Origin of the sequence: Sphingopyxis sp. (genome assembly GCF_016704835.1) — a bacterium.
GTDB lineage: Bacteria > Pseudomonadota > Alphaproteobacteria > Sphingomonadales > Sphingomonadaceae > Sphingopyxis.
In genome coordinates this window covers 274,034-296,247 of sequence record NZ_JADIZJ010000001.1, presented here as the reverse complement: position 1 = coordinate 296,247, position 22,214 = coordinate 274,034, and the positions used below count along the sequence as shown (strand labels likewise).

The following is a 22,214-nucleotide window of genomic DNA, read 5'->3' as shown; positions in this document are numbered from 1 at the left end:
CTATGTCCGTAGGTCAGCCGCCTGATTATGTGCAGCCGATGCAGCCGGTCGCCAAAGGCTTCGGTTGGATGCGCATTGGATCTAGCGCCGCGCCGCGATCCGCGGCAACGACGGCGCACAATTGCGCGGCGCCGAGCGTGACAGATGAGCTGGGCGTATCGAACTGGCAGCCATGGATGCCGCTGACCCAGATCATCTTGGCGGCGGTTGCGCCAGCGTGCGGCAAGGCGACTTCGATCGCGTCACCAAGCGCCAGCGTTGCCTTCCAGCAATAGTCCTGCTGCCGAAATATTATGCACCAGCACTTCGACCTCGATGCCGCTCGCCTTGGTTCCTTGCAATTGCAGACGAAGTTTTCGTCGCGCGCGGCTGCTCTTGGTGCCGAATGGCGCCATTGTGTCGATACCTGCTGGAATTGACATTGCGCGCGTTGGTCGGCGGAGCGGAGCTAGGGGGGGCGGGGCAACAGTGCGGCCATGCGTTCGCCAACGCTGGTTAACAATTTGCTCCTGCGTTGTCGTTCCGCGGCAGGAATGGTCCCGGGCATGTGGTTGCCCATTTATTTACAATATCGCAAGGCATTGGGCGCATATCGGATGCAATGTGGGGATCAGCAAGAGTTTGATTTGATGGAAGTGCCATCGCGGATCGATTCCGACGAGCGGCGGGATGATGGAGCCGATGACAGCCAGCGTGGCTTTTTTGGCATGATCGGATCGCGCATCGGCAAACAGCGGGGCGACGTCGTGCCGAACCTGCACACACGCGAAGCACTGCTCCTGCTCCAGAATTACGAAGAAAGTGGGCAGGGCTGGTTCTGGTCGACCGATGCCAAGGGGCAGCTGACCTATATCACCGATTCGGTCGCGCGGCTGATGGGGCGGACCAGTGGGCAATTGCTCGGAACGAGCTTTACCGAATTGTTCCTGCCGGTCGACAGCCACGGCGAACGCCAACGCACCTTGCCGTTCCTGCTGACCAAACAGTCGAAGTTCGACGAACTGCCACTGCGCAGCGCGTTCGAGGGCGACGACCGCTGGTGGGCGATTTCGGGACGGCCGCAGTTCGAGGGCAGCGGCAAGTTCACCGGCTATCGCGGCAGCGGTACGGACATCACCGCGCAGCGCCGATCGGCCGAGGATGCTTCGCGGCTGGCGCTCTATGATTCGCTGACCGGGCTTGCCAACCGCTTCAACATTTCAAAAAAACTCGACTCCACGCTCGCCGCCTTTGCCCAGCAGCAACGCGTCTGCGCGATCATGCTGCTCGATCTCGATCGTTTTAAACAGGTCAACGACACGCTCGGCCATCCGGCGGGCGACGCGCTGCTCAAACAGGTTGCTCAGCGGCTGCTCAAGATTGTCGGTGACAAGGAAATGGTCAGCCGGCTGGGCGGTGACGAATTCCAGATCATCCTTCCTGACCTCGAGGACCGCGGCAAGCTCGGCGATATGGCCGCCGATATCATCGCCAGCCTGTCGCAACCCTATTCGGTCGAGGGCAGCCGTTGTATCATAGGGGCATCGGTCGGGGTGGCGATTGCACCTTTCGACGGCCTGAGCAGCGACGATCTCGTGCGCAACGCCGACCTGGCGCTCTATGCCGCGAAGGGCAATGGGCGCGGCCGCTTCAGCTTCTATTCGAGCGATTTGCATCAGGCTGCCGAGATCCGCCGCGCGCTCGAGGACGATCTGCGCGACGCGCTGGTCCGCGGAGAGATGGAACTGCGATACCAGCCCGTCGTCAATGCCAAGTCGAACATGGTGACGGGGGTCGAGGCACTGATTCGCTGGACGCACCCCGATCGCGGCGTAATCTCACCTAGCGTCTTCATCCCGATCGCCGAGGAAGCCAATCTGATCTGGCCGCTCGGCGAATGGGTGCTGCGCAAAGCGTGCGAGGATGCGGTCAATTGGCCAGGCGACATGCGCGTCGCGGTGAATGTATCGCCGATCCAGTTTGCGAACGACGATTTGCCCAAGATCATCGCCAATGCGTTGGCGACAACGGGGCTGGCGCCCGATCGGCTCGAACTCGAGATCACCGAAAGCGTCTTCCTCGGCGATTCGGCCGACACGGCCAAAATGTTCAAGGCGTTAAAGGGGCTCGGCGTCCGCCTCGCGCTCGACGATTTCGGCACAGGCTATTCGTCGCTAAGCTACCTTCAGACCGCGCCGTTCGACAAGATCAAGATCGACCAGAGTTTTGTGCGCGATGCCACGGTCGCCGGATCGCGCAATGGCGCGATCATCGCGGCGATCGTCGCGCTCGCCGAGGCGCTCGAAATGGAGACGACGGCGGAAGGCATCGAATCGCTCGATCAGCTAGAACTCATCCGTAAGCTCAATGTCAGCCATGTGCAGGGCTATGTTTACAGCAAGCCGGTGCCGCATGCCGAGCTGTTGGATCATGCCGAGGCGGGATCGTGGACGATCAAGCCCGCTGGCCCTGCACGGCAGCGCAACGATCGATTTTCGCTCTTCCGCAAGGTCGGGGCGATCCATGATAATCACCGCTACGATGTCGTCATCCGCAACCTGTCGTCGACCGGCGCTTTTATCGAGGGGATATTGGACGTGCCACTTGGTACCCAGTTCGTCATCGATTTCGGCGAAGGCCAACTGGTCACCGCCACCGTTCGTCGGTCGATGAAGCACCAGCAGGGCGTTGAATTCGAACAGACGATGGTCAGCGACGGCAATGGCGGGCTGTGCACACGCCACCGTGTGTCCCCCTATCTGATCGCCGCAGCAACGCAATCGACCGCCGCGATGGCGTTGCCGATGTTTACGACAACGAGCGACTGGAAAGCCGTCTGATTGACGGCGGGGAACCGTCCGCGTGATCGCCCGTTCTGCTCCGAAACAGGAGACGAACATGGCCGAAACCAAAATCTTTGCGCGGCTGAAGGCCGATCACGACCGGCACCGCAAATTGCTCGACCAGATCGACGAAACCAAAGGTGACAGCTCCGAGCGCGAAAAACTGTTCGAGGCGTTCCGCGTCGAGGTCACCGCGCACGCTGCGTCGGAAGAAATGTCGCTCTATGCGACGATGCTCGGCAAGCCCGATCTGCGCGAGGACGCGCAGCACAGTGTGTCCGAGCATAAGGAAATCGACGATATGCTCACCGAGCTCTACGAGATGGATTTTGCCTCGACCGGCTGGCTGACACGGTTCCGCACGATGAAGCATCGTTACCTCCACCATATCGACGAGGAGGAGGAGGAGATGTTCCCCGAGGCCGAGGAGGGCTTGTCCGAGGCGAAAAAGAAGGAACTCGCGGCGATTTTCGAGAAGGAAAAGCCGAAGGAAAAGGCCAAGGCGGCGGCCGAAGAGCCGTCGAGCGAGGACGATAAGGAATAGCCAAGTCCCCATCCTCCCTGTGGGGAAGCCATGGGCGTTGGCAGCGCGCAGCGGTGGCGGAGCGACCTTAGCGCTGCTGTCGCCGCTCCTCCACCATCGCCTTCGGCGACGCTCCCCCTGCCCATGGCTGCGCGACGGGGAGGATCGGCCTAGCGCTCGACTTTCGGCGCCTTCCCCGCCATAGGCGCCCGCCATGACCGACAGATTCGCCTTTTCGATCGCCGCAACCGACGGCGCCGCGCGCACCGGCGTGATCGCGATGCAGCGCGGCGAAATTCGCACCCCCGCCTTCATGCCCGTCGGCACCGCCGCGACGGTGAAGGCGATGCGCCCCGCAGAAGTGCGCGCCACCGGCGCCGACATCATCCTCGGCAACACCTATCATCTGATGCTGCGCCCGACCGCCGAACGCATGGCGCGGCTGGGCGGCCTCCACAAGTTCATGGCTTGGGACCGGCCCATCCTGACCGACAGCGGCGGTTATCAGGTGATGAGCCTGTCGGCGCTGACCAAGCAGAGCGAAGAGGGCGTGGCTTTCAAAAGCCACCTCGACGGCTCGCGCCATATGCTGACCCCCGAACGGTCGATGGAAATCCAGCGGCAGCTGGGCAGCGATATTGTCATGGCGTTCGACGAATGCCCGCCGAACGGCGTCGATGCCAAGCGCGCTGAGGCGAGCATGGAACGCTCGATGCGCTGGGCGTCGCGCAGCCGCGCCGGGTTTGATGCGGGCGGCGAGCATGCGGCGCGATCAGCGTTGTTCGGCATCCAGCAGGGCTCGCTCGACGAAAAATTGCGCGCCCGATCGGCGGCGGCGCTGACCGACATCGGATTCGACGGCTATGCGATCGGCGGGTTGGCGGTCGGCGAGGGGCAGGCGGCGATGTTCGGCGTGCTCGATTATGCGCCGGCGCAGCTACCCGCCGACCGCCCGCGGTACTTGATGGGTGTCGGCAAGCCCGACGATCTGGTCGGCGCAGTCGCGCGCGGGGTCGACATGTTCGATTGCGTGCTGCCGACGCGGTCGGGGCGCAACGGACAGGCGTTTACCTGGGACGGCCCAATCAATATTCGCAACGCCAGATTTGCTGACGATCGGGAGCCGCTCGCTGCGGCGTGCGGCTGCCCGGTGTGCTCAACCTGGTCGCGCGCCTATCTGCATCATCTCGTGCGATCGGGCGAGATGCTCGGTGCGATGTTGATGACGCAGCACAATCTGCATTTCTATCAGGCGCTGATGCAGGCGATGCGTGATGCGATTGCGGCCGGAAAATTCGCAGCATTTCAAAGCGATTTTGACGCGCGCTACCGGCGATAAGCTCAGTCAAGCTTGCTGAGAAGGTCCAACAGAGTCTGCGGAATCGACTCATCGACGGTCGATTCATAAGCGCGGCGCAGGGCGCCATTGACGTCCTGTCCCTTGGTGGAAGATTTCTTTTCCGCGTCCTTCGCCGAAGTCACGCCGCGTGGCGAACCGGTCTTAGACGACATTATCGGGGCATCCGCTGAACATGGGGCCTGTTGCTAACCGCGCATTTATCAAACCGCAATGGCGCGTTTGTTCTTCCCCATGAAACTAATTTGCGGCTAAATCGTTCCCATGGGGTGAAATTATGTCGGCGAGTGCGGCTGTGAGCCGTGTTTGCTGGGTTTTCGGCGGGTTAAGACCCGCATCAGGAGGGAAATTTATGTCATTGGGTCAGGCGATCGCCCCGCATCTTCCATATTTGCGACGTTATGGTCGGGCGATTTCAGGTAGCCAGCAGAATGGCGACGCGCTGGTCGCGCGTTTGCTTGAAACATTGGTCGCAGATCCCGCGGCTGTCGATACCGGCAATGATCTGCGAATTCAGTTGTACCGGATGGTCCATGATAATTTCGGCCTGATGGCAAATGCTGCCGATGCTGGCGACACCGCCGACCTGACCGACATCGCAATCGCCGACGCGCGGTTACGCCGCATTCCGTCGCTGGCCCGGCAGGCATTGCTGCTGACTGCGGTGGAAGGGTTCAATGCCGAGGATACGGGCCGCATCATTGGCCGCGATACCGACGACGTTAAGACGCTGATCGCCGAGGCGACCCACGAAATCGACCGTCAGACCCGCGCGCGCATCCTGATCATCGAGGACGAACCGATCATCGCGATGGACATCGAGATGATCGTTCGCGACCTCGGCCATGACGTTGTTGCGGTTGCCACCACGCATCGCGAAGCCGTCGCCGAGGCGCAGAAGCATCAACCGGGTCTCGTCCTTGCCGACATCCAGCTCGCCGACAACAGCTCGGGGATCGAGGCGGTGCAGGAAATCCTGACCGCGCTGAAGGTGCCGGTCATCTTTATCACCGCTTTCCCTGAACGGCTGCTCACCGGCGATCGTCCCGAACCGGCGTTCCTGCTCACCAAGCCGTACCAGCCCGCAACGCTGCGCGCGGCGATTTCGCAGGTGTTGTTCTTCGACGAAAACACGGTTCCCGCCTGAGGCAGGCCCAGATGGAAAAGCCGTCATTGCGAGCATAGCGAAGCAATCCAGAGCCCGCGTAAACCGCTCTGGATTGTTTCGCTACGCTCGCAATGACGGGGCGGGGGTTGCTACCTCATTGGGTGCGAGCGATAGCGGCGTTCGATGACAATCCTCGACCCTTCCAGCCGCCACTCGGCGCTTGACCGGCTCACCGCCAACGCGCCATTTTTGGCGCGGCTCGCCGAACTCAACCCCGATGACGTCACGCGCTTCCTGACCGACGGTACTAACGCCGCGCTTTCGGCTGTCTCCGCGCCGCCTGTCGATGACGACATCATGCGCGCGCTGCGCCAATGGCGCGGCCGCATCGCGCTGCTGCTCGCGCTCGGCGATCTGTCGGGTGAACATGATGTGGCGACAACGACGCGGTTGTTGTCGAACTTTGCCGATCAGGCGTGCGATACCGCGCTCGACGCTGCCTTTGCCGAGCGCATTCCGGGGGAGGAAGCGCGCGGGCTTTCGGTGATCGCGCTCGGCAAGCTCGGCAGTCACGAGCTCAACTATTCCTCCGACATCGACCCGATCCTGATCTTCGACCCCGACACGCTGCCGCGTCGGTCGCGCGACGATCCGGGCGAGGCGGCGGTGCGAATCGCGCGGCGCATGACCGAAATATTGTCGGCGCGCACCGGCGACGGCCATGTCCTGCGCGTCGACCTGCGGCTGCGCCCGCATCCCGAAGTGACGCCGATCGTGCTGCCGGTGGATGCGGCAATTTCCTATTATGAATCCGAAGCCTTGGCATGGGAGCAGGCAGCGTTCATCCGCTCGCGCGCCTCGGCGGGCGACCGCGCGCTCGGCGAACAATTTCTCTCCGCGATCCAGCCGTTCATCTGGCGCCGCAGCCTCGATTTCCGCCAGCTCAAGGAAATCGGCGCGATGAGCGATCGCATCCGCGATCATTTCGCGCAGGGGCAGGCGTTCGGCCCGGGCTTCGACCTGAAGCGCGGGCGCGGCGGCATCCGCGAGATCGAGTTTTTCGCGCAGGTTCACCAGCTCATCTATGGCGGGCGCGATTCGTCGCTGCGCGTCCCCGCGACGGTCGACGCGCTCGCGGCGCTCGCGGCGGCGGGGCGAATCGAGCCTGAAGTCGCGACGCGTCTGTCGGGCCATTATGCGACGCTGCGCCGGATCGAGCACCGTTTGCAGATGGTCGAGGACCAGCAGACGCATTGCTTGCCGATTCAGCCCGCCGCGCTCGACGGCGTTGCGCGGCTCGACGGCAAAGCCGACGGCGCTGCGCTGCTCGCGATGCTTGCACCCGTCGCCGCCGACGTCGGCGCCTGTTACGACCGGATTGTCGCCGAGCGCGCGGTCGCGACCGGCTTGCCCCGCGACGACGACAGCCTTGCCGCCCAATTGATCGCGGCGGGCTTCGATCCGCCCGAAGCGGCGCTGCGCACAATCGCCGAATGGCGCGGCGGCAAGCTGCGCGCGCTGCGCAGCCCGGCGGCGCTCGACGCGCTCGAAACGATGCTGCCCGAATTGATCAAGGCGCTCGGCGCGGCGCCCGATCCCGACGCGACGCTGACGCGCTTCGATAAACTCGTCGCGGGGCTGCCGAGCGCGATCAATTTCTTTCATCTGCTCGGCGCGCAACCCGCGCTCGCCCGGATCGCGACGCGCATCCTGTCGCTCGCGCCGACGCTCGCCGACGCGCTCGGCGTGCGCGTCGAACTGATCGAGGGGCTGATCGATCAGCGGGCGTTCGACGCGCCGGCGAACGTGGCCCAGCTGCGCGCCGAATGGGGCCCGGGGCTCGTTGGGCTCGACTATGAGCGCGTGCTCGACCGCGTGCGCGACCATGTCGGCGAGCGGCGCTTCGCCTATGGCGCGCAGCTTGTCGCGGGCGCGACCGACCCGCTGACCGTCGCGTGCGGTTATTCAGACCTGGCCGAAGCGGCGCTCGGGGTGCTCGCAGACGCGACGGTCGCCGAATTCGTCGCGGCGCACGGTGTCGTCCCCGACAGCGAACTGGTCGTGCTCGCGCTCGGGCGCCTCGGCGGCCGCGCCCTGACGCATGCGTCCGACCTCGACCTCATCTATCTGTTCACCGGCGACCATCTCGCCGAATCCGACGGCGCGCGTCCGCTGGGCGCGACGACCTATTACAACCGCCTCGCACAGCGCGTGTCGGGGGCGATGTCGGTGCCGACCGCGGCGGGCAAGCTCTACGACGTCGACACGCGGCTGCGCCCGCAGGGGGCGCAGGGGCCGCTCGTCGTGACGCTCGACAGCTTCGAACGCTATCAGCGCGAGGAAGCCTGGACGTGGGAGCATATGGCGCTGCTCCGCGCGCGGGCGGTCTATGGGTCGGACAAGGCGCGCGCCGAGGTCGGGCGGATCATTGCCGAACTGCTGACGATTCAGCGTGATCCGGTAAAGCTCGCCGCCGACGCTGCCGAGATGCGCGGCAAGATCGCGGCGCACAAGCCCGCGATGGGCGCGCTCGACATCAAGGGCGGGCCGGGCGGGCTCGTCGACCTCGAATTCGCGATGCAGGTTACACAGTTGGTGAGCGGACAATGCCACGACCCGAATATCGCCGCGGCGCTCGCGTGCATGAAGGCGGTGGGACTCGTCGCGCCCGAGGTGATCGAGGCGCACGGTCTGCTCGCGCGGATGCTCGTGATGCTGCGCCTCACGGCGCCCGAGGGCGAGCCGCCGACCGCCGCCGCGCGTCAGCTGGTGGCGAGCCAGTGCGGCGAGCCCGGCTGGCCGCAACTGCTTGCCGCGCACGATGCGGCGCGGCAGGAGATCGCCAACTGGTGGGCGTCGATTCGCCCGCCCACGGCAGAATAATGAATAAGAACTGTCCCTATTTATCAAGGAGACGATAAAATGAGCGCGCCCCAAATCGGAGATGCTTTCCCCGTAGTGAAGCTTCTGGACGCCGACGGCGCGGCGATCGACCTTGCCGCAGTGAAGGGCGCGCCGCTGGTCGTCTATTTCTATCCCAAGGCGGATACGCCCGGCTGTACGACCGAAGCGCAAGATTTCACGCGGCTTGCGCCCGAATTTGCGAAACTGAACGCACAGATCCTTGCGGTGTCGCGCGATGCACCCGCAAAACTGTGCAAGTTCCGCGATAAATATGGCCTGACGGTTCGCCTCGCGTCGGACGAGGAGGGCGCGGTGTGCGAGGCGTTCGGCACCTGGGTCGAAAAGCAGAATTACGGCCGCAGTTATATGGGCATCGAGCGGTCGACCTTCCTGTTCGGTGCCGATGGCAAGCTGGCCCAAGAGTGGCGCAAGGTGCGCGTGAAGGGTCATGCCGACGCGGTTCTGGAGGCGGCAAAAGCGCTCTGACATGCAGTCCCTGGGTGAAGCCGCGCGTGCGGTCCTGCTGACGGCGGGCCCGCACGACAAGCGCCGCGCGGCGCGCAGCATGGCGCGTGCCTGGCGGCAGGGGACGCTCGAACATCGCTGCGACACGCCGATGCCCGATCAGCCGGCGTGGCCGGCCGCGCCCGCACTGCTCGCGCCTAACCGGATGCCGCGGCGCGGCAAGGGCGGGTCCGAACGGGGCCGGATCGCGTTGCTCCATGCGCTCGCGCATATCGAGTTCGTCGCGATCGATCTCGCGGTCGATCTGCTCGGTCGGTTCGGCAACCAATTTCCGCGTGAGTTCGTCGATGACTGGATCGGAGTCGCTGCCGACGAGGCGATGCATTTCGCGCTGCTCGACCGGCGCTTGCGCGCCCTTGGCAGCTATTATGGCGCGCTTCCTGCACACGCCGGATTATGGGAATCGGCTCAGGACACTGCGGATGACGTCCTGGCGCGGCTCGCAATCGTGCCGATGGTGCTCGAAGCGCGCGGACTCGACGTCACACCGTCAACGGTTGAGCGCTTTCACGCTGCAGGCGACGAGTCATCGGCGAAGATTTTATCGCGTATTTACAGCGATGAAATCCGCCATGTGCGCGCGGGCACAGCCTGGTTCGGCTGGCTGTGCGACGAACGGGGATTCAACGCCGTTGAAACGTGGCATGCGCTCGTCAAAGCGCGCTTTCGCGGGGCGATCAAAGCTCCGTTCAACGACTCGGCGCGCCACGACGCCGGTTTAACGCAAGAATACTATGCTGTTATTGCGTCTTAACCATTGGGGCAGCACACAGGCTTCCGCGGGGGATGAGCAATCATCCAAACCAACAAACACCGGCGCCAAGGCCTTCTTATGACTTTGGCGACATGGCACACGCGGGGTCGTATTTTGATAAACACTTTTCTGACGCAGAAGTTGCATCAAGTCGCAATCGTCTGCGCCGCAGCATGTTTCGCTCTGGCCACTCCGGCTGTTCAAGCCGCTGAAACCAGCGCCGATGCTGGTATTATCGCTCCTGACGAACCCGATGACGACAGCTTTACCGCTGGCATTCCGTCGGTCGGCGAAGACAGCGAAGCCCGCGCCATTTTCCAAGCCTGGAAGCGCCTCGACACCGGCCTGACCGCCTCGATCGGCGTTGCGGTGCCGTCGCGCCGCCCGATTGACCAGATGTCGCTGTCGTCGTCGTACGGCATGCGGGTCCACCCTGTTACCGGCAAGGTCGCCCGGCACAACGGCATCGACATCCCGGCGCCGCATGGCACCCCGATTTACGCCACCGCTGACGGCATCGTCGGCCGCGCCCAGCGCCTTGGCGGCTACGGCAATTATGTCGAAGTCGAACATGGCAACGCCATCCAGACGCGCTACGGCCATATGTCTTCTTACGTCGTCATTCCCGGCCAATCGATCAAGAAGGGCGACGTCCTCGGTTACGTCGGTTCAACCGGCCGTTCGACCGGCAACCACCTGCATTATGAAGTCCGCATCGAAGGCGCACCGGTCAACCCGATGCCGTTCGTGCGGTCGGATCAGATGGCGATCGCAGCGATCACCGGCAAGAATGTCGCGATGGGCGGTCCTGAATAAGACTATATGAGCTTTCCTGGGTCGGAGAGGAGGGGCGCCAGGCGGGTCAACCGTCGCGGCGCCCTTTTCATTTGGTTCAGAACGCCTATCTAACGACCATGGCCACGCAGCTTTCCACTATCACCCTGTCGCCCGCCGCTGCGGCGCGCGTCCGCTGGATCGCCGACCGTAAGGGTGAGGCCGACGCGGCGTTGCGCCTTGCCGTTGATGGCGGCGGCTGTTCGGGCTTCACCTATCGCTTCGGCTTGGCGGAGCGTATCGACGCCGACGACATCATTGCCGAGACCGACGGGGTGAAGCTGGTCGTCGACCCGGTCAGCATTGACCTTGTTCGCGGCTGCATCGTCGATTTCGTCGATTCGCTGGGCGGATCGTCGTTCAAGGTCGAGAATCCTAACGCGGCCTCGGGCTGCGGCTGCGGGTCCAGCTTCTCGATCTGACGCCTTTCGCCGCGCCGTGCTTGCTGGCATAGGTGCGCGATGAAAATCGCGACCTTCAATATCAACGGGATCAAGGCCCGTCTGCCGCGCCTCGTCGAATGGCTCGAGGAAACACAGCCCGATGTTGCCTGTTTGCAGGAACTGAAATCGAGCGACGAAACCATGCCGACCAAGGAGATCGAGGCGGCGGGTTACGGGTTTCTCTATCATGGGCAAAAGGGCTTCAACGGCGTCGCGATCCTCGCCAAAGGCACCCAGCCGGTCGAAACGCAGCGCGGCCTCGCAGGCGAGGAAGAAGACGAGCAGTCGCGCTATCTCGAGGCCGATGTTCACGGCCTGCGCGTCGCTTCGATCTATCTTCCCAATGGCAACCCCCAGCCAGGGCCGAAATTCGACTACAAGCTGCGCTGGATGGCGCGGCTGCGCGAGCGCGCGAAATTCCTGCTTGCGTCCGAGATTCCGACGATCCTGACCGGCGATTACAACGTCATCCCGCACGACGACGATGTGTGGGATTCGCGCGCCATGGCCACCGACGCACTGATGCAGCCTGAATCGCGCGATGCCTGGTTCCGCCTGCTCGGCGACGGGTGGACCGACGCGATCCGTAGCCGCCATCCCGGCGGCCACGTCTGGACCTTCTGGGACTATCAGGCGGGCGGCTGGCAGCGCGATCATGGCTTTCGCATCGATCACTTGCTGCTCAGCCCGGCGCTTGCCGACCGGCTGGTCGACGCCGGGGTCGACAAGGATCACCGCGGCCGCGAAAAAGCGAGCGACCATGCGCCTACATGGGCGGTTCTGGCGTAAAGCGCGCTGTGCTAGTCTAATCGAAGCGTCCTTGCGCGCGTAGCGAAGCAAGGACGCTGGATCTTGGGTTCAGGCGTCGGGATAAAGCGTCGTCATCACGCGCGTCGGGCTGAAGGCATAATGATGCGCGACCGCTGCGGCGATCACACTTTCCAATGACCGCGTCGGCTTGAGGTCGCGACCGTCGAGGCGTGCGGACGACGCCAGTCCGGGCCAATCCGCCGAAATTTCTCCACCCTCAGCCAGCCTGCCGCCGAGCAGCATCGCAGTCGATGCGGTGCCATGGTCGGTGCCGCCGGTGCCATTGACCTCGACCGTCCGGCCGAATTCGGTGGCGACGAGAACGAGTGTGTCCGCCCACGCAGGCCCGAGACCCGTCTGGAGCGCGGCGACGAGCTGATCGAGCCCGCGCAGCTGCGCCGCGAGTCGGCCGCGCTGGCCGCTGTGCGTGTCCCAGCCGCCCGTTTCGACCATCATTACGCGTGCGCCGTCGGCAGGCAGCATCAGCGAGGCGGCGAGCTTACCGAGATCGGCGCCGTTGCGGCCGTTGTTACCGCCGATGTCGCTCGCCAGCTCCTGCGTCTTGACCGCGCTGTCCCACAAAGGATGGAGCAGTGGATCGTCGGCATAGAGCGCGGTCAGTCGCGCGATGAGGTCGCTGTCGGCCTGCGGCAGCCGGCTGGGCGCGTAGGTGCCGACCTGAACCGTGCCGCGCAGCGCGAGCGGCACTGCGGGGGCGATCGCGATCGCGTCGCGTTCGGCGGCGGGGAGCAGCGTCAGCAGCCGCCCAACCCAGCCGGTGTCGCGGCCATAGGGCCGCGACCCGCCACCCTCGAGCATATTCTGCCCGTCGAAATGCGACCGGTCGCGATAGCCAGTGGCGACCGCGTGGGCGAAATGCGCCTGCTTGCCCGTGAACAGGCCCGCGGTGGTCGCCATCGCGGGGTGCAGCGTGAACATGCTGTCGAGCTTTGCACCGCCTGCGGTCTCGTCGGCCATCGCGCGTCGCGCGGCGGCGAAGGCAGGGTCGCCGGTCGGCGCGACGATCCCGAGGCCGTCGGCCGCGCCGCGCTGGATGATGAAGACCAGGCGTTTCGGGGTGCCCGCGGCGGCATAGGCGAAACCGGGGAGTGCGCCCGCGGCGGCGACGGTGATCCCCGACAATAGGATCGAGCGGCGTGAGAGGATCATCGTCTATCTCCGCAAAAAGGCCGGGCTGGCGAACAGCATCGCAATGCCCTGGCCCGGGCTGTCGGCGCGCGCGATCGCCCGGCCGGTTTCGGGGGTAAGTGCGTCGGCAAGGACGAGCGGCGCGAGCTGGCGGGGATCGGCGCGGTCGCCGATCCGCCCGGCGATGCGGCTGGCGAGTTCGACGCGCTGCATCAGCGCGGCCGACCCGGCCCAGGTCGCGACCTTGTCGTCATAGCCCGCGGGCGACCCGGGGCGCCAGATTGGCTGCCCAAGCTGGGTGAACATCGCGGCGACATTCTGCTTTTCGCCGAGCGCCGGGATTTTCAGCGCGCGCAGCATCGACACCGTCCAGTCCCACGGCGATTTGAACATCGTTGGCGCGGCGACCCACGGTTCGGATGAGGTAATCAGAAGGCGATACAGCGACGCCAGATCGCCGCCGCTGTTGAGGAAATCAGCGGCGAGCCGATCGACCAGCGATTTCGGCGGTTCGTTGCCGGTGAAGTGGCGCGCCAGCTTGGTCGCGACGTGCCGCGCGGTGGCCGGATGAACCGCAAGGTCACGCAGAATCGACTCGCCCTGAGCGGCGCCGGCGGCGTCATAACGCCGACCCACAACGGTTTGCGCGCCGGGTTCGTGCAGCGGTGCGATAAACACTGTGGCGCCCGGCGCGGCATCGGCCGGCATCAGCCGTTGCCCTACGCCGCGACCAAGTCCGGCGACGGTGAGGCCGGTGAGCGCCTTGGCAAAAGCGGTCACATCGGCCTGTGTGTAACCCGTCCGCACCCCAAGAGTGTGCAGCTCCAATATCTCGCGCGCCAGATTTTCGTTAAGTCCCGGGGCTTGCCGCCTGCCGCGGTCGCGCACCCGGGTGGCGACAGGGCTGTCGGGGCCAAAGCTTTGCGCCTGATCGAGGTACAGCAGCATTGCGGGATGGCGCACCGCGGCGATCAGGAGGTCGGCAAATTTGCCCATGATGTTCGGCCGGATCGCTTCATTTTCATAATTGCCGACAAAACCGATCACCGTCTGCTTGTCGGCCGACACCGCAAAATGATTGGCCCAGAAATGGACGAGCCGTTCGGGAAAGGGCGTCGGCGTCGCGACCGCTGCCGCCAGCCGCGCCGCCGCCGCGTCGACATAATGGCGCCGGATCGTCGACCGCGACAGGCGTCGCAGTTCTGGGCCCATGCCCTTTTCTTCTTCGCTCATCGGCGTGTCGGCTGACTCGCGGCGCATCGCCTGCCGATCCTCGCGATATTCGACATAGGCGGTCGCGATCGCTGTGCGCCCGGCGAGCCCCGCGGTTGCGGCGGGCGCAGGATCATAATCGCCGAGCTGGCGCGTCAGCCACGCTTTGGGATCGCTGATCGCTGGATCGTCAAACCGGCGACCGAGGCCGAAGCGACTGGCCGCAAGATATTGGACTGCCATGACAATGCCTTTCCGCGGCCCAAACGCACGTTGGCCCAATTTTGTCGCAAACCTGTCCCAGGGTTCAGAGCATTTTGTCGTAGATCTGGTAAACCCGGTTGACCTTGGCGTCGATCGCCTCGGCAACCGCCTTCATTCCCTGATTATCGTCGAGCACCCAGCCTATGTCGCCGCGCTCGGTCCCATAATCACGCACGGCGTCGCGGCGGATGAGTTCGATCATCATAAAGGCGAGGGTGCTCGCCATGCGGCTGTTCTGCAGCTTTTTGGCGACCCCCATCAGCGGCACGCGCAGCGTGCGACTTTTCGGCTTGCGCAGCCACCACAGCAATCGCGCCCAGTTGAAGGGGAGCAGCGAGCCGTCCATGTCGATCAGCAATTCGTTGATGTTGGGCAGCACTATGATGAACGCCGCCGCCTCGCCGTCAAGTTCGGCCACACGGACCAGATCCTCGAACACGATCGTCTTCAACTTCTTGCCGACAAAAGCGATTTCGCTGTCGGTCAGCGGCACAAAACCCCAATTGTCGGACCAGGCGTCGTTGAGCAGCCCCATGATCAGTGCCGCTTCGGCGTCGAAATTCTTCTTGTCGACCTTGCGCACCCGGATGCGCGCGTTCTTTTCACCAGCCGCGACGATGCGGTTCACCAGCGGCGAAAAGCCTTCTTTGACGTACACGTCGTAGTTGATCAGCTGTTTGATCGGGCGATAGCCGGTGCCCTCGACCCATCCGCGATAGAGCGGGCTGTTGTGCCCCATCATCACCGTCGGGCGGTTGTCGAAGCCTTCGATGAGCAGTCCGGGCTCGTCCCACACCGAAATCGACAGCGGGCCGAGCGAGCGATGCATGCCCTGACGGCGCAGCCAGTCCTCGGCGGCGACGAGCAGCGCGCGCGTCGTTTCTTCGTTTTCGGCTTCAAGCAGGCCCCAATTGCCGGTGCCCGGCCCCATGCCCTGTTCGACGGTCTGGGCGAGCGCGAGTTCGTCGATATGCGCTGAAATTCGCCCGACGGTGCGACCCTTGCGGCGCGCGAGGAATAGCTGCGCCTTGCCATGCTCGAACCACGGATTCTTGCCCGGGGTGAGCAGGTTATGGACCTCGCCCTTGAGCGACGGCACCCACGCCGGGTCGCCGCGGTTGAGACGAAAGGCGAGCTCGACGAACTCGCGTTTGTCGCCCTTGTTCTTGACCGGGTGGATGGTGATTGGGCCGTCCGAATGTCCGCTCATACTGGTTTCCTGCGATGCCAACCCTATATCGGTGAGGCCGCATTAGGGCATAGTGGCAGCGCTGGCGACCCGCATTTGGCCATTTTGCTGCCACGAAATCATGGTGAAGAGTGCAGGTTATGACGACGATCAATCACTTGGCCGACCGGGTCGCGACTCCCTTCGCTCCGTCGACCGTTAAAACGCCCAAGTCGGCGATCGCCGACGATATGGCGATGATCCGCGCGGCGTCGGAGCTGACGCGCGACCTCGTCACGCCCAGCCCGGGCATCTATTGGACCGATTTTATGGCGTCGGCATTGATCGGCTATGCCGGCGTCGCGGGCGCGATTTTTGCGCCGACGGCTGGGTGGGCGATCGCCGCCGCTTTCGTTGCGATTCTTGCGCTTTACCGTGCCGGCAGCTTCATCCACGAGCTCACCCATATCCGCAAGAATGCGCTGCCGGGTTTTCGCTTCGGCTGGAACCTGCTCGTCGGTGTGCCGCTGCTGATCCCGTCATACATGTATGAGGGCATCCACAGCCTGCACCACAACCGCACCAAATATGGCACGGTCGACGATCCCGAATATCTGCCGCTCGCGCTGATGAAGCCGTGGACGGTGCCGCTGTTCGTCGTCGCCGCAGCCTTTGCCCCGCTCGCGTTGCTGTTCCGATACGCGGTCCTCACCCCGCTGTCGTTCCTGATCCCCCCGCTGCGCCGGATTGTCGTCGAACGCTATTCGGGGATGATCATCAACCCGCTGTTCCGCCGCAAAGCGCCCGACGGCGCGTTCCGCCGCATGTGGGCGTGGCAGGAAGGCGGCGCGTGGGCGTGGTCGAGCCTGCTGATCGCCGCTGGCGTGTTCGGCTGGATTCCGCTGCGCGCGCTGATGATCTTCGGCGCGATCGCTGCGGCGACACTGGTGCTCAATCAGATCCGCACCTTGGTGGCGCATCTGTGGGAAAACGACGGCGCGGTGCTGACCGTGACGGGCCAGTTCCTCGACAGCGTCAATGTGCCTCCACCGGGCCTGCTCCCCGAGCTGTGGGCACCGGTCGGGCTGCGCTATCATGCGCTGCATCATCTGCTGCCGGGCGTCCCCTATCATGCGCTGCCCGAGGCGCACCGCCGCCTGAAGGACGCGCTGCCGACCGATTCGCAATATCATGGCGCGAATTACGGCAGCCTGCCGGAGCTTGTGATGAATCTGGTTGCGGGGTCGGCGCGGGGCAAGGCGGCTTAAGCATCGGGCGATTGCCGAATGCCGGCCTTGGGGGTTTGGTCAAGCGGCCCTCATGTTTTCGTCACCCCGGACTTGATCCGGGGTCCAAGTCCCCTTGCACTTCTTTGGCTGAGAGGGCGGATGGATCCCGGATCAAGTCCGGGATGACGACAGTGGAGGGTCCGCCTTTCGGTCGAAACCGGATTATTCCTCGGTCCTGATCAAAATCATCTCACCGATCAGCGCAAACAGGATGAACGGCCCCCACGCGGCGAGGAAGGGCGAGTAGGCGCCCAAGTCGCCCATCGCGAGCGCGAAATTGTCGGCGACGAAATAGGCGAAGCCGAGCGCCATGCCAAAGATCGCGCGGATGAACAGCTTGCCCGAACGCGCAAGGCCGAACGCGGCGACAGCGCCGAGCAGGGGCATCAGGATCGCCGATAACGGCCCCGAGATCTTGTGCCAGAGCACGCCTTTCAGTGCGTTGACCGGCCGCCCCGCCGCCTCAAGATCGGCAATCGCCGCTCGGAGCTGCAAGAAGGGCAGTTCGTCGCCATCGACCTGCGCCAGCGTGAACTGGTCAGGGCGCACATTCTTCGCCGCGATGATCGTGCCGAGCGGTTCGACTGTGCCTGAGCGGCGCAGGAAGCGCGTCGCGCCCGACAATTCCCACCCGCCCGCGACCGAGCGCGCGCTGTCGGCTTTCAGCATCGACGATAGCACCCCGCCGGTGCGTTCATAGATGGTGACGCCGCGCAAGATGATCGCCGGCCCGCCGGTTTCGACCGTCGTCGCGTTGATCAGATTGTCGCCGTCGCGAACCCAGATATTGCTTCGTACCCCATTGTCCCTGGGAATCTGGGCATATTCGACCTTTTGCCAGGCGCCGAGCGCGGCGGTCGAACGGGTGACGATGCGTTCGTTGAAGGCAAAGCTGATCGCAGCAACGAGCAGTGCGGCGAGGAACAAGGGCGCGAGCACCTGATGCGCGGACATCCCTGACGCCTTCATCGCGACGACCTCGCTGTTCTGGTTAAGCGTGATCAGCGTCAGGATCGTGCCGAGCAGCACCGAAAAGGGCAGAAACGTCTCGATAATTTGCGGCAGCCGCATCCCGACATAACGCCAGACGTCCGAATCGCTGTTGCCCGCAACGGCCAGAATCTTGCCGCTCTCGCCAAGCAGGTCGAGCGTTTGCAGGATCAGCACCAGCGCAAACAGGATCGAAAAGGAGCGGATCAGGAACAGCCGGCCGACGTAGAGCGCCATCGTGCGCGACGGAAAAAAGTGGAGCTGGTGCATATCAGGCCAGGCTTTCCACGACCCGTGGCTTGCGCTGGAACAGCATGAGCAGGCCGCGAATCTTTTGCGCTGCCTTCGCCGCGACCCGCTCCAACGCGCCGATCGGCTGGCCGCCCGGGACATGCGCGACAACATAATACATCCAGATCGCCAGCGCCGCGAACAGCAGGAACGGCAACCACAGCGCAATCAGCGGGTCCATCACCCCGCGAGCACCCATATCCTCGGCATATTGATTGATCTTGTGCTGGGTCACCAGCAGCACGATCGACAGGAACACGCCGAGCGAAGAGGTTGACCGTTTGGGCGGGATCGCCAGCGCTATTGCGATCAGCGGGATCAGGAACATCGACATCACTTCGACGATGCGGAAGTGAAAATTGGCGCGCGATTCGAGCCGTGTCTGCTCGGACTGACGCTGATCCTTGCCCGCAACGAACAGCTCAGGGATGGTCATTTCGCGGTCGGCCCCGCCGCGCAGGCGGAACGCCTCGATCTTGGGCAGCGGGATCGGCAGGTCGTGATTGTCGAAGGTCAGCACGCGCGGCACTGAAAATTTCGGCGATTCGTGGATCAACACCCCCTGCGTCAAACGCAGGATGATCGTGTTCGGATCATCGGTGGCAAGGAACTGGCCGCGCGCTGCGGTCGCCGACACCCGCTGCCCGTCCTTGTTGTCGCCGCGCACGAAAATGCCCCGCAGCGACTTTCCGTCGTCATAACTTTCCTCGATCCGTAGCGTCATCCGGTCCCCCAGCTTGGTGAACTCGCCGACCTTGATCGACGCCCCGAGCGCGCCCGAGCGCAGTTCGAACTGGAGCCCTTCATAGGCGTAGCGGGCGACCGGTTGAATGAAGCCAACGATCGCCAGGTTGAGCGCCGCAAGCGCGATTGCAAAGGCAAAAGGCACGCGCATCAGGCGTCCGAAGCTCATTCCCACGCCTTTCAATACGTCGAGCTCGCTTGTTGTTGCAAGTTTCCGGAAAGCCAGAAGAATCCCCAGCATGAGTCCGATCGGGATCCCCAGCGAGAGATATTCGGGGATGAGGTTCGCCAGCATCCGCCACACAACGCTGACCGGCCCACCCTCGGTCGCGACGAAATCGAACAGACGCAGCATCTTTTCGAGCACGAGCAGCATCGCCGACAAGACCAGCGTACCCAGCATGGGAAAAAGATGAGCCGCGCGATGTAGCGGTCGATGGCAGGCAGCTTATTCAATCTTTCGTCGCCCCATCACCATGATTTGGCCGCAAATGGTTCCGATATGCCGATGCAAGGGCGACAGGGACCCGTGCCAGCGTCTTTAATTTGCGTTCGCTGGCGTGGCTATAACCTCTGGAGGTATTGAGGTCATGTCGAAAATTTTTCTCGCCGGCCTGCTCGCCGCTGGCGCAGCCGGAGCGCTGATCGCGCCCGTCGCGGCGCAGGGTGCGGCATTGGGTCCGGCGGCAGCGCTGTGCAACAGCAATGCCACCGCAGTTCAGGTCGATGTGCGCGGTTTCAAGGCGCGCACCGGAACGCTGCGCGTGCAGATTTACAGCGCGAACAGCAACTATCTGGAAAAGCGCAGGTGGATCGAGCGCGTTGATGTTCCTGTATCGCGCAGCGGCACGATGTCGGTTTGCGTACCGGTGAAGCAGCCGGGTAGCTATGTCGTGTCGGTTCGCCACGACCTGAATGGCAACGGCAAATCGGACCGGAGCGATGGTGCGGGCCTGTCGGGCAATCCTGACATGAAGGTCACCGACTTCATCTTCAAGCGGAAGCCCAAATTGGCGACGGTCAGCTTTGCCGTCGGCGGCGCCACCAAGCGCGTGCCGGTGGTGCTGAACTACGTCAACGGCCTGTCGTTCGACCCGGTCGAATAGGGACTTATGGCCAGCGTCGCGCTTCTTTCCAATCCGCGTTCGACCGGCAACCGTGCCTTGTTGCCGCGGGTTCGCGAATATTGCGCGGCGCACCCCGACATCTTTCACTATGAAGTCGAGGACGTCGACCAGATCGGCGAGGCGATCCGCACCATCGCGATGGTCAGCCCACGCGTCGTCGTCATCAATGGCGGTGATGGCACGGTCCAGGCCGCGCTGACCGAGCTCTATTCGGTCGGCCATTTCGGCGGTTCGCCGCCGCCGGTCGCGGTGCTGCCCAACGGGAAGACCAATTTGATCGCGCTCGACCTCGGCGCCGAAGGTGATCCGATCAAGGCGTTGCAGCGGGTGATCGAACTGGTCGAATCGGGGCGGCTCGAAGATCATGTGATCCAGCGCCAGCTGATCTCGCTCGACAGCGGCGGCGAAGCGCGCCCGGTGCTCGGCATGTTTCTGGGCGGTGCCTATCTTGCCGATGTCATGCTCTATTGCCGTAACCGCATCTACCCGCTCGGCCTGCCTAATGGCGTCTCGCATTTTCTGGCCGCGATTCTGGGCCTGTTCGCGATGATGTTCGGTCTCGGCGGCGGCCGCTTGCCGCCCAAGCCCGAAGCGATGACAGTGTCGCTGATCCGCCAGGGCGAGTTCAAGGGCAAATTCTCGCTGCTGATCGTGACCACGCTGGAAAAGCTGCTGCTCAGCATCCGCACCAATGACAGCGCGGGGCAGAGCGGGCAGATGAAATTGCTTGCAGTCGAACGCGGCATGGGCGCGCTGTTCCGTATGCTCGGGGCCACTTGGCGCGGCACGCTGGGGCAGAACCAGCTCAACGGCGTCCATTTCCAGCAGGGCGACGAAATCCGTATCGAGGGCGAGCGGTCGAACGTCATTTTGGATGGCGAGATTTTCCAGGCGAAATCCGGCATGCCGATCATTCTGACTTCGACGCAGCCGGTCCCCTTCCTGCGCCTCGCCGCCTGAGCGATCGCGTGTCCGACCTGATCGACTTGGTCCATGCCGAATTATCGGCCCCCGTCGACCCCCGTGTCGCCACGATGGCTCAGGCCATCGCCGCCCAATATCCCGGGAGCGCGCGCGCGGTGCTATTTTACGGAAGCTGTCTGCGCGAGAGCGAGCTCGACGGATTGATGCTCGATTTTTATCTGATCGTGTCCGATTATAGCGACGCCTATTCCAAACGCTGGATGGCGGCGGCAAACCGGTTGATTCCTCCCAATGTCTTTCCGTTCCAACATGGCGGACTGATCGCCAAATATGCGGTGCTCAGTGAACGGGACTTTGAACTGCTCAACAGCGGGGAGGCATCCAATGTGTCGGTGTGGGCGCGTTTTGCACAGCCAAGTCGTCTGGTCTGGTCGGTCGATCATGTCGCCGCCGATCGTGTCGTCGCTGCCGTTGTGGAGGCACCGGTGACGCTATTCGAATTGACGATACCGACGATGGTGCCGGACGCATCGGCGCCGCCGGTAGATATATGGCGCGCCGGTTTTGCCCACACTTATCAAGCCGAATTGCGCGCCGAGCGGAACGGGCGATCGGTATCAATCGTCGATGCCGATCTCGACCGTTACGAGCGGTTCGCTGTGGCGACCTTGGCGGAAATCGCGACGCGCCGGGGAATCGGCCCGAATGGCGAGGTTGCGAACGCCTTCCATGCCGATACAGCGCGCCGACGGTGGGGTCAGATGCGTCGCCGCGGCAAGGCGCTCAGCATCGCGCGGCTCGCCAAGGCCAGCCTGACCTACGCCGGCGGCATCGATTATCTGGCGTGGAAGATCAATCGCCATGCAGGGACAAAGATCGAGATCAAGCCGTGGCAGCGCCGCTGGCCGCTGGTCGCCGCGCTGACGCTGGTGCCGCGCCTGATGAAAAGCGGTGCGATCCGGTAGGCCGCCACGGC

The 22,214-nt window shown here is 63.8% G+C and carries 20 protein-coding genes and 1 pseudogene; 14 read left to right on the top strand and 7 right to left on the bottom strand.

All coding sequences use genetic code 11. The features are described from left to right. Positions 1-242: 242 nt before the first annotated feature. A complete protein-coding gene (locus IPF76_RS01495; protein ID WP_293838669.1) occupies positions 243-422 on the bottom strand; it encodes a hypothetical protein in 180 nt (59 codons plus the stop codon). A gap of 207 nt (positions 423-629) precedes the next feature. On the opposite strand from IPF76_RS01495, the gene IPF76_RS01490 reads away from it, so the two are divergent. The 3 genes from IPF76_RS01490 (at position 630) to tgt (ending at position 4,684) form a co-directional block, all read left to right on the top strand. Next, on the top strand, positions 630-2,819 hold the full coding sequence (locus IPF76_RS01490) for an EAL domain-containing protein (RefSeq protein ID WP_293838667.1): 2,190 nt from the start codon (positions 630-632) through the stop codon (positions 2,817-2,819). Positions 2,820-2,877: 58 nt separating this feature from the next. After that, the gene (locus IPF76_RS01485) at positions 2,878-3,366 is read left to right on the top strand and encodes a hemerythrin domain-containing protein (RefSeq protein WP_293838665.1); all 489 of its coding nucleotides are present in this window, start codon (positions 2,878-2,880) and stop codon (positions 3,364-3,366) included. A gap of 193 nt (positions 3,367-3,559) precedes the next feature. Further along, entirely contained in the window at positions 3,560-4,684 is a 1,125-nt protein-coding gene (gene tgt, locus IPF76_RS01480) for a tRNA guanosine(34) transglycosylase Tgt (RefSeq protein WP_293838663.1), read from the top strand. A 2-nt stretch (positions 4,685-4,686) separates the two neighbouring features. On the opposite strand, the gene IPF76_RS01475 is transcribed toward tgt, so the two are convergent. Then, positions 4,687-4,857, bottom strand: a complete 171-nt coding sequence (locus IPF76_RS01475; RefSeq protein WP_293838662.1) for a NepR family anti-sigma factor — start codon at positions 4,855-4,857, stop codon at positions 4,687-4,689. 197 nt (positions 4,858-5,054) lie between these two features. Here IPF76_RS01475 and IPF76_RS01470 point away from each other — a divergent pair, with 197 nt between their 5' ends. The 7 genes from IPF76_RS01470 to xth all read left to right on the top strand — a co-directional run bounded on the left by IPF76_RS01470 (position 5,055) and on the right by xth (position 12,059). Next, a complete protein-coding gene (locus tag IPF76_RS01470; protein ID WP_293838661.1) occupies positions 5,055-5,849 on the top strand; it encodes a response regulator in 795 nt (264 codons plus the stop codon). A gap of 144 nt (positions 5,850-5,993) precedes the next feature. After that, a complete protein-coding gene (locus tag IPF76_RS01465; protein WP_293838660.1) occupies positions 5,994-8,693 on the top strand; it encodes a bifunctional [glutamine synthetase] adenylyltransferase/[glutamine synthetase]-adenylyl-L-tyrosine phosphorylase in 2,700 nt (899 codons plus the stop codon). 39 nt (positions 8,694-8,732) lie between these two features. Then, entirely contained in the window at positions 8,733-9,200 is a 468-nt protein-coding gene (locus IPF76_RS01460) for a peroxiredoxin (protein WP_293838659.1), read from the top strand. Between the two features lies 1 nt (position 9,201). Beyond that, the gene (locus IPF76_RS01455; RefSeq protein WP_293838658.1) at positions 9,202-9,993 is read left to right on the top strand and encodes a ferritin-like domain-containing protein; all 792 of its coding nucleotides are present in this window, start codon (positions 9,202-9,204) and stop codon (positions 9,991-9,993) included. Between the two features lie 114 nt (positions 9,994-10,107). Then, the gene (locus IPF76_RS01450; RefSeq protein WP_293838657.1) at positions 10,108-10,809 is read left to right on the top strand and encodes a M23 family metallopeptidase; all 702 of its coding nucleotides are present in this window, start codon (positions 10,108-10,110) and stop codon (positions 10,807-10,809) included. A 98-nt stretch (positions 10,810-10,907) separates the two neighbouring features. Next, positions 10,908-11,249, top strand: a complete 342-nt coding sequence (gene erpA / locus IPF76_RS01445) for an iron-sulfur cluster insertion protein ErpA (protein WP_293838656.1) — start codon at positions 10,908-10,910, stop codon at positions 11,247-11,249. 39 nt (positions 11,250-11,288) lie between these two features. Next, positions 11,289-12,059 (top strand): exodeoxyribonuclease III, encoded by a 771-nt coding sequence (gene xth / locus IPF76_RS01440; RefSeq protein WP_293838655.1) that lies wholly within the window; start codon positions 11,289-11,291, stop codon positions 12,057-12,059. A gap of 69 nt (positions 12,060-12,128) precedes the next feature. Here xth and IPF76_RS01435 read toward each other — a convergent pair whose 3' ends face one another. The 3 genes from IPF76_RS01435 to IPF76_RS01425 all read right to left on the bottom strand — a co-directional run bounded on the left by IPF76_RS01435 (position 12,129) and on the right by IPF76_RS01425 (position 15,915). Continuing rightward, positions 12,129-13,250 (bottom strand): DUF1501 domain-containing protein, encoded by a 1,122-nt coding sequence (locus IPF76_RS01435; protein WP_293838654.1) that lies wholly within the window; start codon positions 13,248-13,250, stop codon positions 12,129-12,131. 3 nt (positions 13,251-13,253) lie between these two features. After that, positions 13,254-14,684 (bottom strand): DUF1800 domain-containing protein, encoded by a 1,431-nt coding sequence (locus IPF76_RS01430; RefSeq protein ID WP_293838651.1) that lies wholly within the window; start codon positions 14,682-14,684, stop codon positions 13,254-13,256. A gap of 64 nt (positions 14,685-14,748) precedes the next feature. Further along, positions 14,749-15,915 (bottom strand): N-acetyltransferase, encoded by a 1,167-nt coding sequence (locus IPF76_RS01425; protein ID WP_293838648.1) that lies wholly within the window; start codon positions 15,913-15,915, stop codon positions 14,749-14,751. Positions 15,916-16,034: 119 nt separating this feature from the next. Here IPF76_RS01425 and IPF76_RS01420 point away from each other — a divergent pair, with 119 nt between their 5' ends. After that, complete coding sequence (locus IPF76_RS01420; RefSeq protein ID WP_293838645.1) at positions 16,035-17,141, top strand: fatty acid desaturase; 1,107 nt, start codon at positions 16,035-16,037, stop codon at positions 17,139-17,141. 183 nt (positions 17,142-17,324) lie between these two features. Here the strand turns inward: IPF76_RS01420 and lptG are convergent, their stop codons facing one another. Continuing rightward, the gene (lptG, locus tag IPF76_RS01415) at positions 17,325-18,422 is read right to left on the bottom strand and encodes an LPS export ABC transporter permease LptG (RefSeq protein WP_293838642.1); all 1,098 of its coding nucleotides are present in this window, start codon (positions 18,420-18,422) and stop codon (positions 17,325-17,327) included. A gap of 1 nt (position 18,423) precedes the next feature. Further along, a pseudogene (lptF, locus tag IPF76_RS01410) lies at positions 18,424-19,643 on the bottom strand (LPS export ABC transporter permease LptF). 134 nt (positions 19,644-19,777) lie between these two features. On the opposite strand from lptF, the gene IPF76_RS01405 reads away from it, so the two are divergent. Genes IPF76_RS01405 through IPF76_RS01395 form a run of 3 tightly spaced genes read left to right on the top strand, consistent with a single transcriptional unit; the run spans position 19,778 to position 22,203 of the window. Beyond that, entirely contained in the window at positions 19,778-20,293 is a 516-nt protein-coding gene (locus tag IPF76_RS01405) for a DUF2141 domain-containing protein (protein ID WP_293838639.1), read from the top strand. Between the two features lie 6 nt (positions 20,294-20,299). Beyond that, complete coding sequence (locus IPF76_RS01400) at positions 20,300-21,274, top strand: acylglycerol kinase family protein (protein WP_293838636.1); 975 nt, start codon at positions 20,300-20,302, stop codon at positions 21,272-21,274. 8 nt (positions 21,275-21,282) lie between these two features. After that, the gene (locus tag IPF76_RS01395) at positions 21,283-22,203 is read left to right on the top strand and encodes a hypothetical protein (RefSeq protein WP_293838633.1); all 921 of its coding nucleotides are present in this window, start codon (positions 21,283-21,285) and stop codon (positions 22,201-22,203) included. Positions 22,204-22,214 lie beyond the last annotated feature (11 nt).

Excerpts from the sequence above, each read along its gene's own strand:
- IPF76_RS01495 (WP_293838669.1), bottom strand. The coding sequence starts at position 422 with ATGTCAATTCCAGCAGGTATCGACACAATGGCGCCATTCGGCACCAAG.
- IPF76_RS01490 (WP_293838667.1), top strand. The coding sequence starts at position 630 with ATGGAAGTGCCATCGCGGATCGATTCCGACGAGCGGCGGGATGATGGA.
- IPF76_RS01485 (WP_293838665.1), top strand. The coding sequence starts at position 2,878 with ATGGCCGAAACCAAAATCTTTGCGCGGCTGAAGGCCGATCACGACCGG.
- tgt (WP_293838663.1), top strand. The coding sequence starts at position 3,560 with ATGACCGACAGATTCGCCTTTTCGATCGCCGCAACCGACGGCGCCGCG.
- IPF76_RS01475 (WP_293838662.1), bottom strand. The coding sequence starts at position 4,857 with ATGTCGTCTAAGACCGGTTCGCCACGCGGCGTGACTTCGGCGAAGGAC.
- IPF76_RS01470 (WP_293838661.1), top strand. The coding sequence starts at position 5,055 with ATGTCATTGGGTCAGGCGATCGCCCCGCATCTTCCATATTTGCGACGT.
- IPF76_RS01465 (WP_293838660.1), top strand. The coding sequence starts at position 5,994 with ATGACAATCCTCGACCCTTCCAGCCGCCACTCGGCGCTTGACCGGCTC.
- IPF76_RS01460 (WP_293838659.1), top strand. The coding sequence starts at position 8,733 with ATGAGCGCGCCCCAAATCGGAGATGCTTTCCCCGTAGTGAAGCTTCTG.
- IPF76_RS01455 (WP_293838658.1), top strand. The coding sequence starts at position 9,202 with ATGCAGTCCCTGGGTGAAGCCGCGCGTGCGGTCCTGCTGACGGCGGGC.
- erpA (WP_293838656.1), top strand. The coding sequence starts at position 10,908 with ATGGCCACGCAGCTTTCCACTATCACCCTGTCGCCCGCCGCTGCGGCG.
- xth (WP_293838655.1), top strand. The coding sequence starts at position 11,289 with ATGAAAATCGCGACCTTCAATATCAACGGGATCAAGGCCCGTCTGCCG.
- IPF76_RS01435 (WP_293838654.1), bottom strand. The coding sequence starts at position 13,250 with ATGATCCTCTCACGCCGCTCGATCCTATTGTCGGGGATCACCGTCGCC.
- IPF76_RS01430 (WP_293838651.1), bottom strand. The coding sequence starts at position 14,684 with ATGGCAGTCCAATATCTTGCGGCCAGTCGCTTCGGCCTCGGTCGCCGG.
- IPF76_RS01425 (WP_293838648.1), bottom strand. The coding sequence starts at position 15,915 with ATGAGCGGACATTCGGACGGCCCAATCACCATCCACCCGGTCAAGAAC.
- IPF76_RS01420 (WP_293838645.1), top strand. The coding sequence starts at position 16,035 with ATGACGACGATCAATCACTTGGCCGACCGGGTCGCGACTCCCTTCGCT.
- lptG (WP_293838642.1), bottom strand. The coding sequence starts at position 18,422 with ATGCACCAGCTCCACTTTTTTCCGTCGCGCACGATGGCGCTCTACGTC.
- IPF76_RS01405 (WP_293838639.1), top strand. The coding sequence starts at position 19,778 with ATGTCGAAAATTTTTCTCGCCGGCCTGCTCGCCGCTGGCGCAGCCGGA.
- IPF76_RS01400 (WP_293838636.1), top strand. The coding sequence starts at position 20,300 with ATGGCCAGCGTCGCGCTTCTTTCCAATCCGCGTTCGACCGGCAACCGT.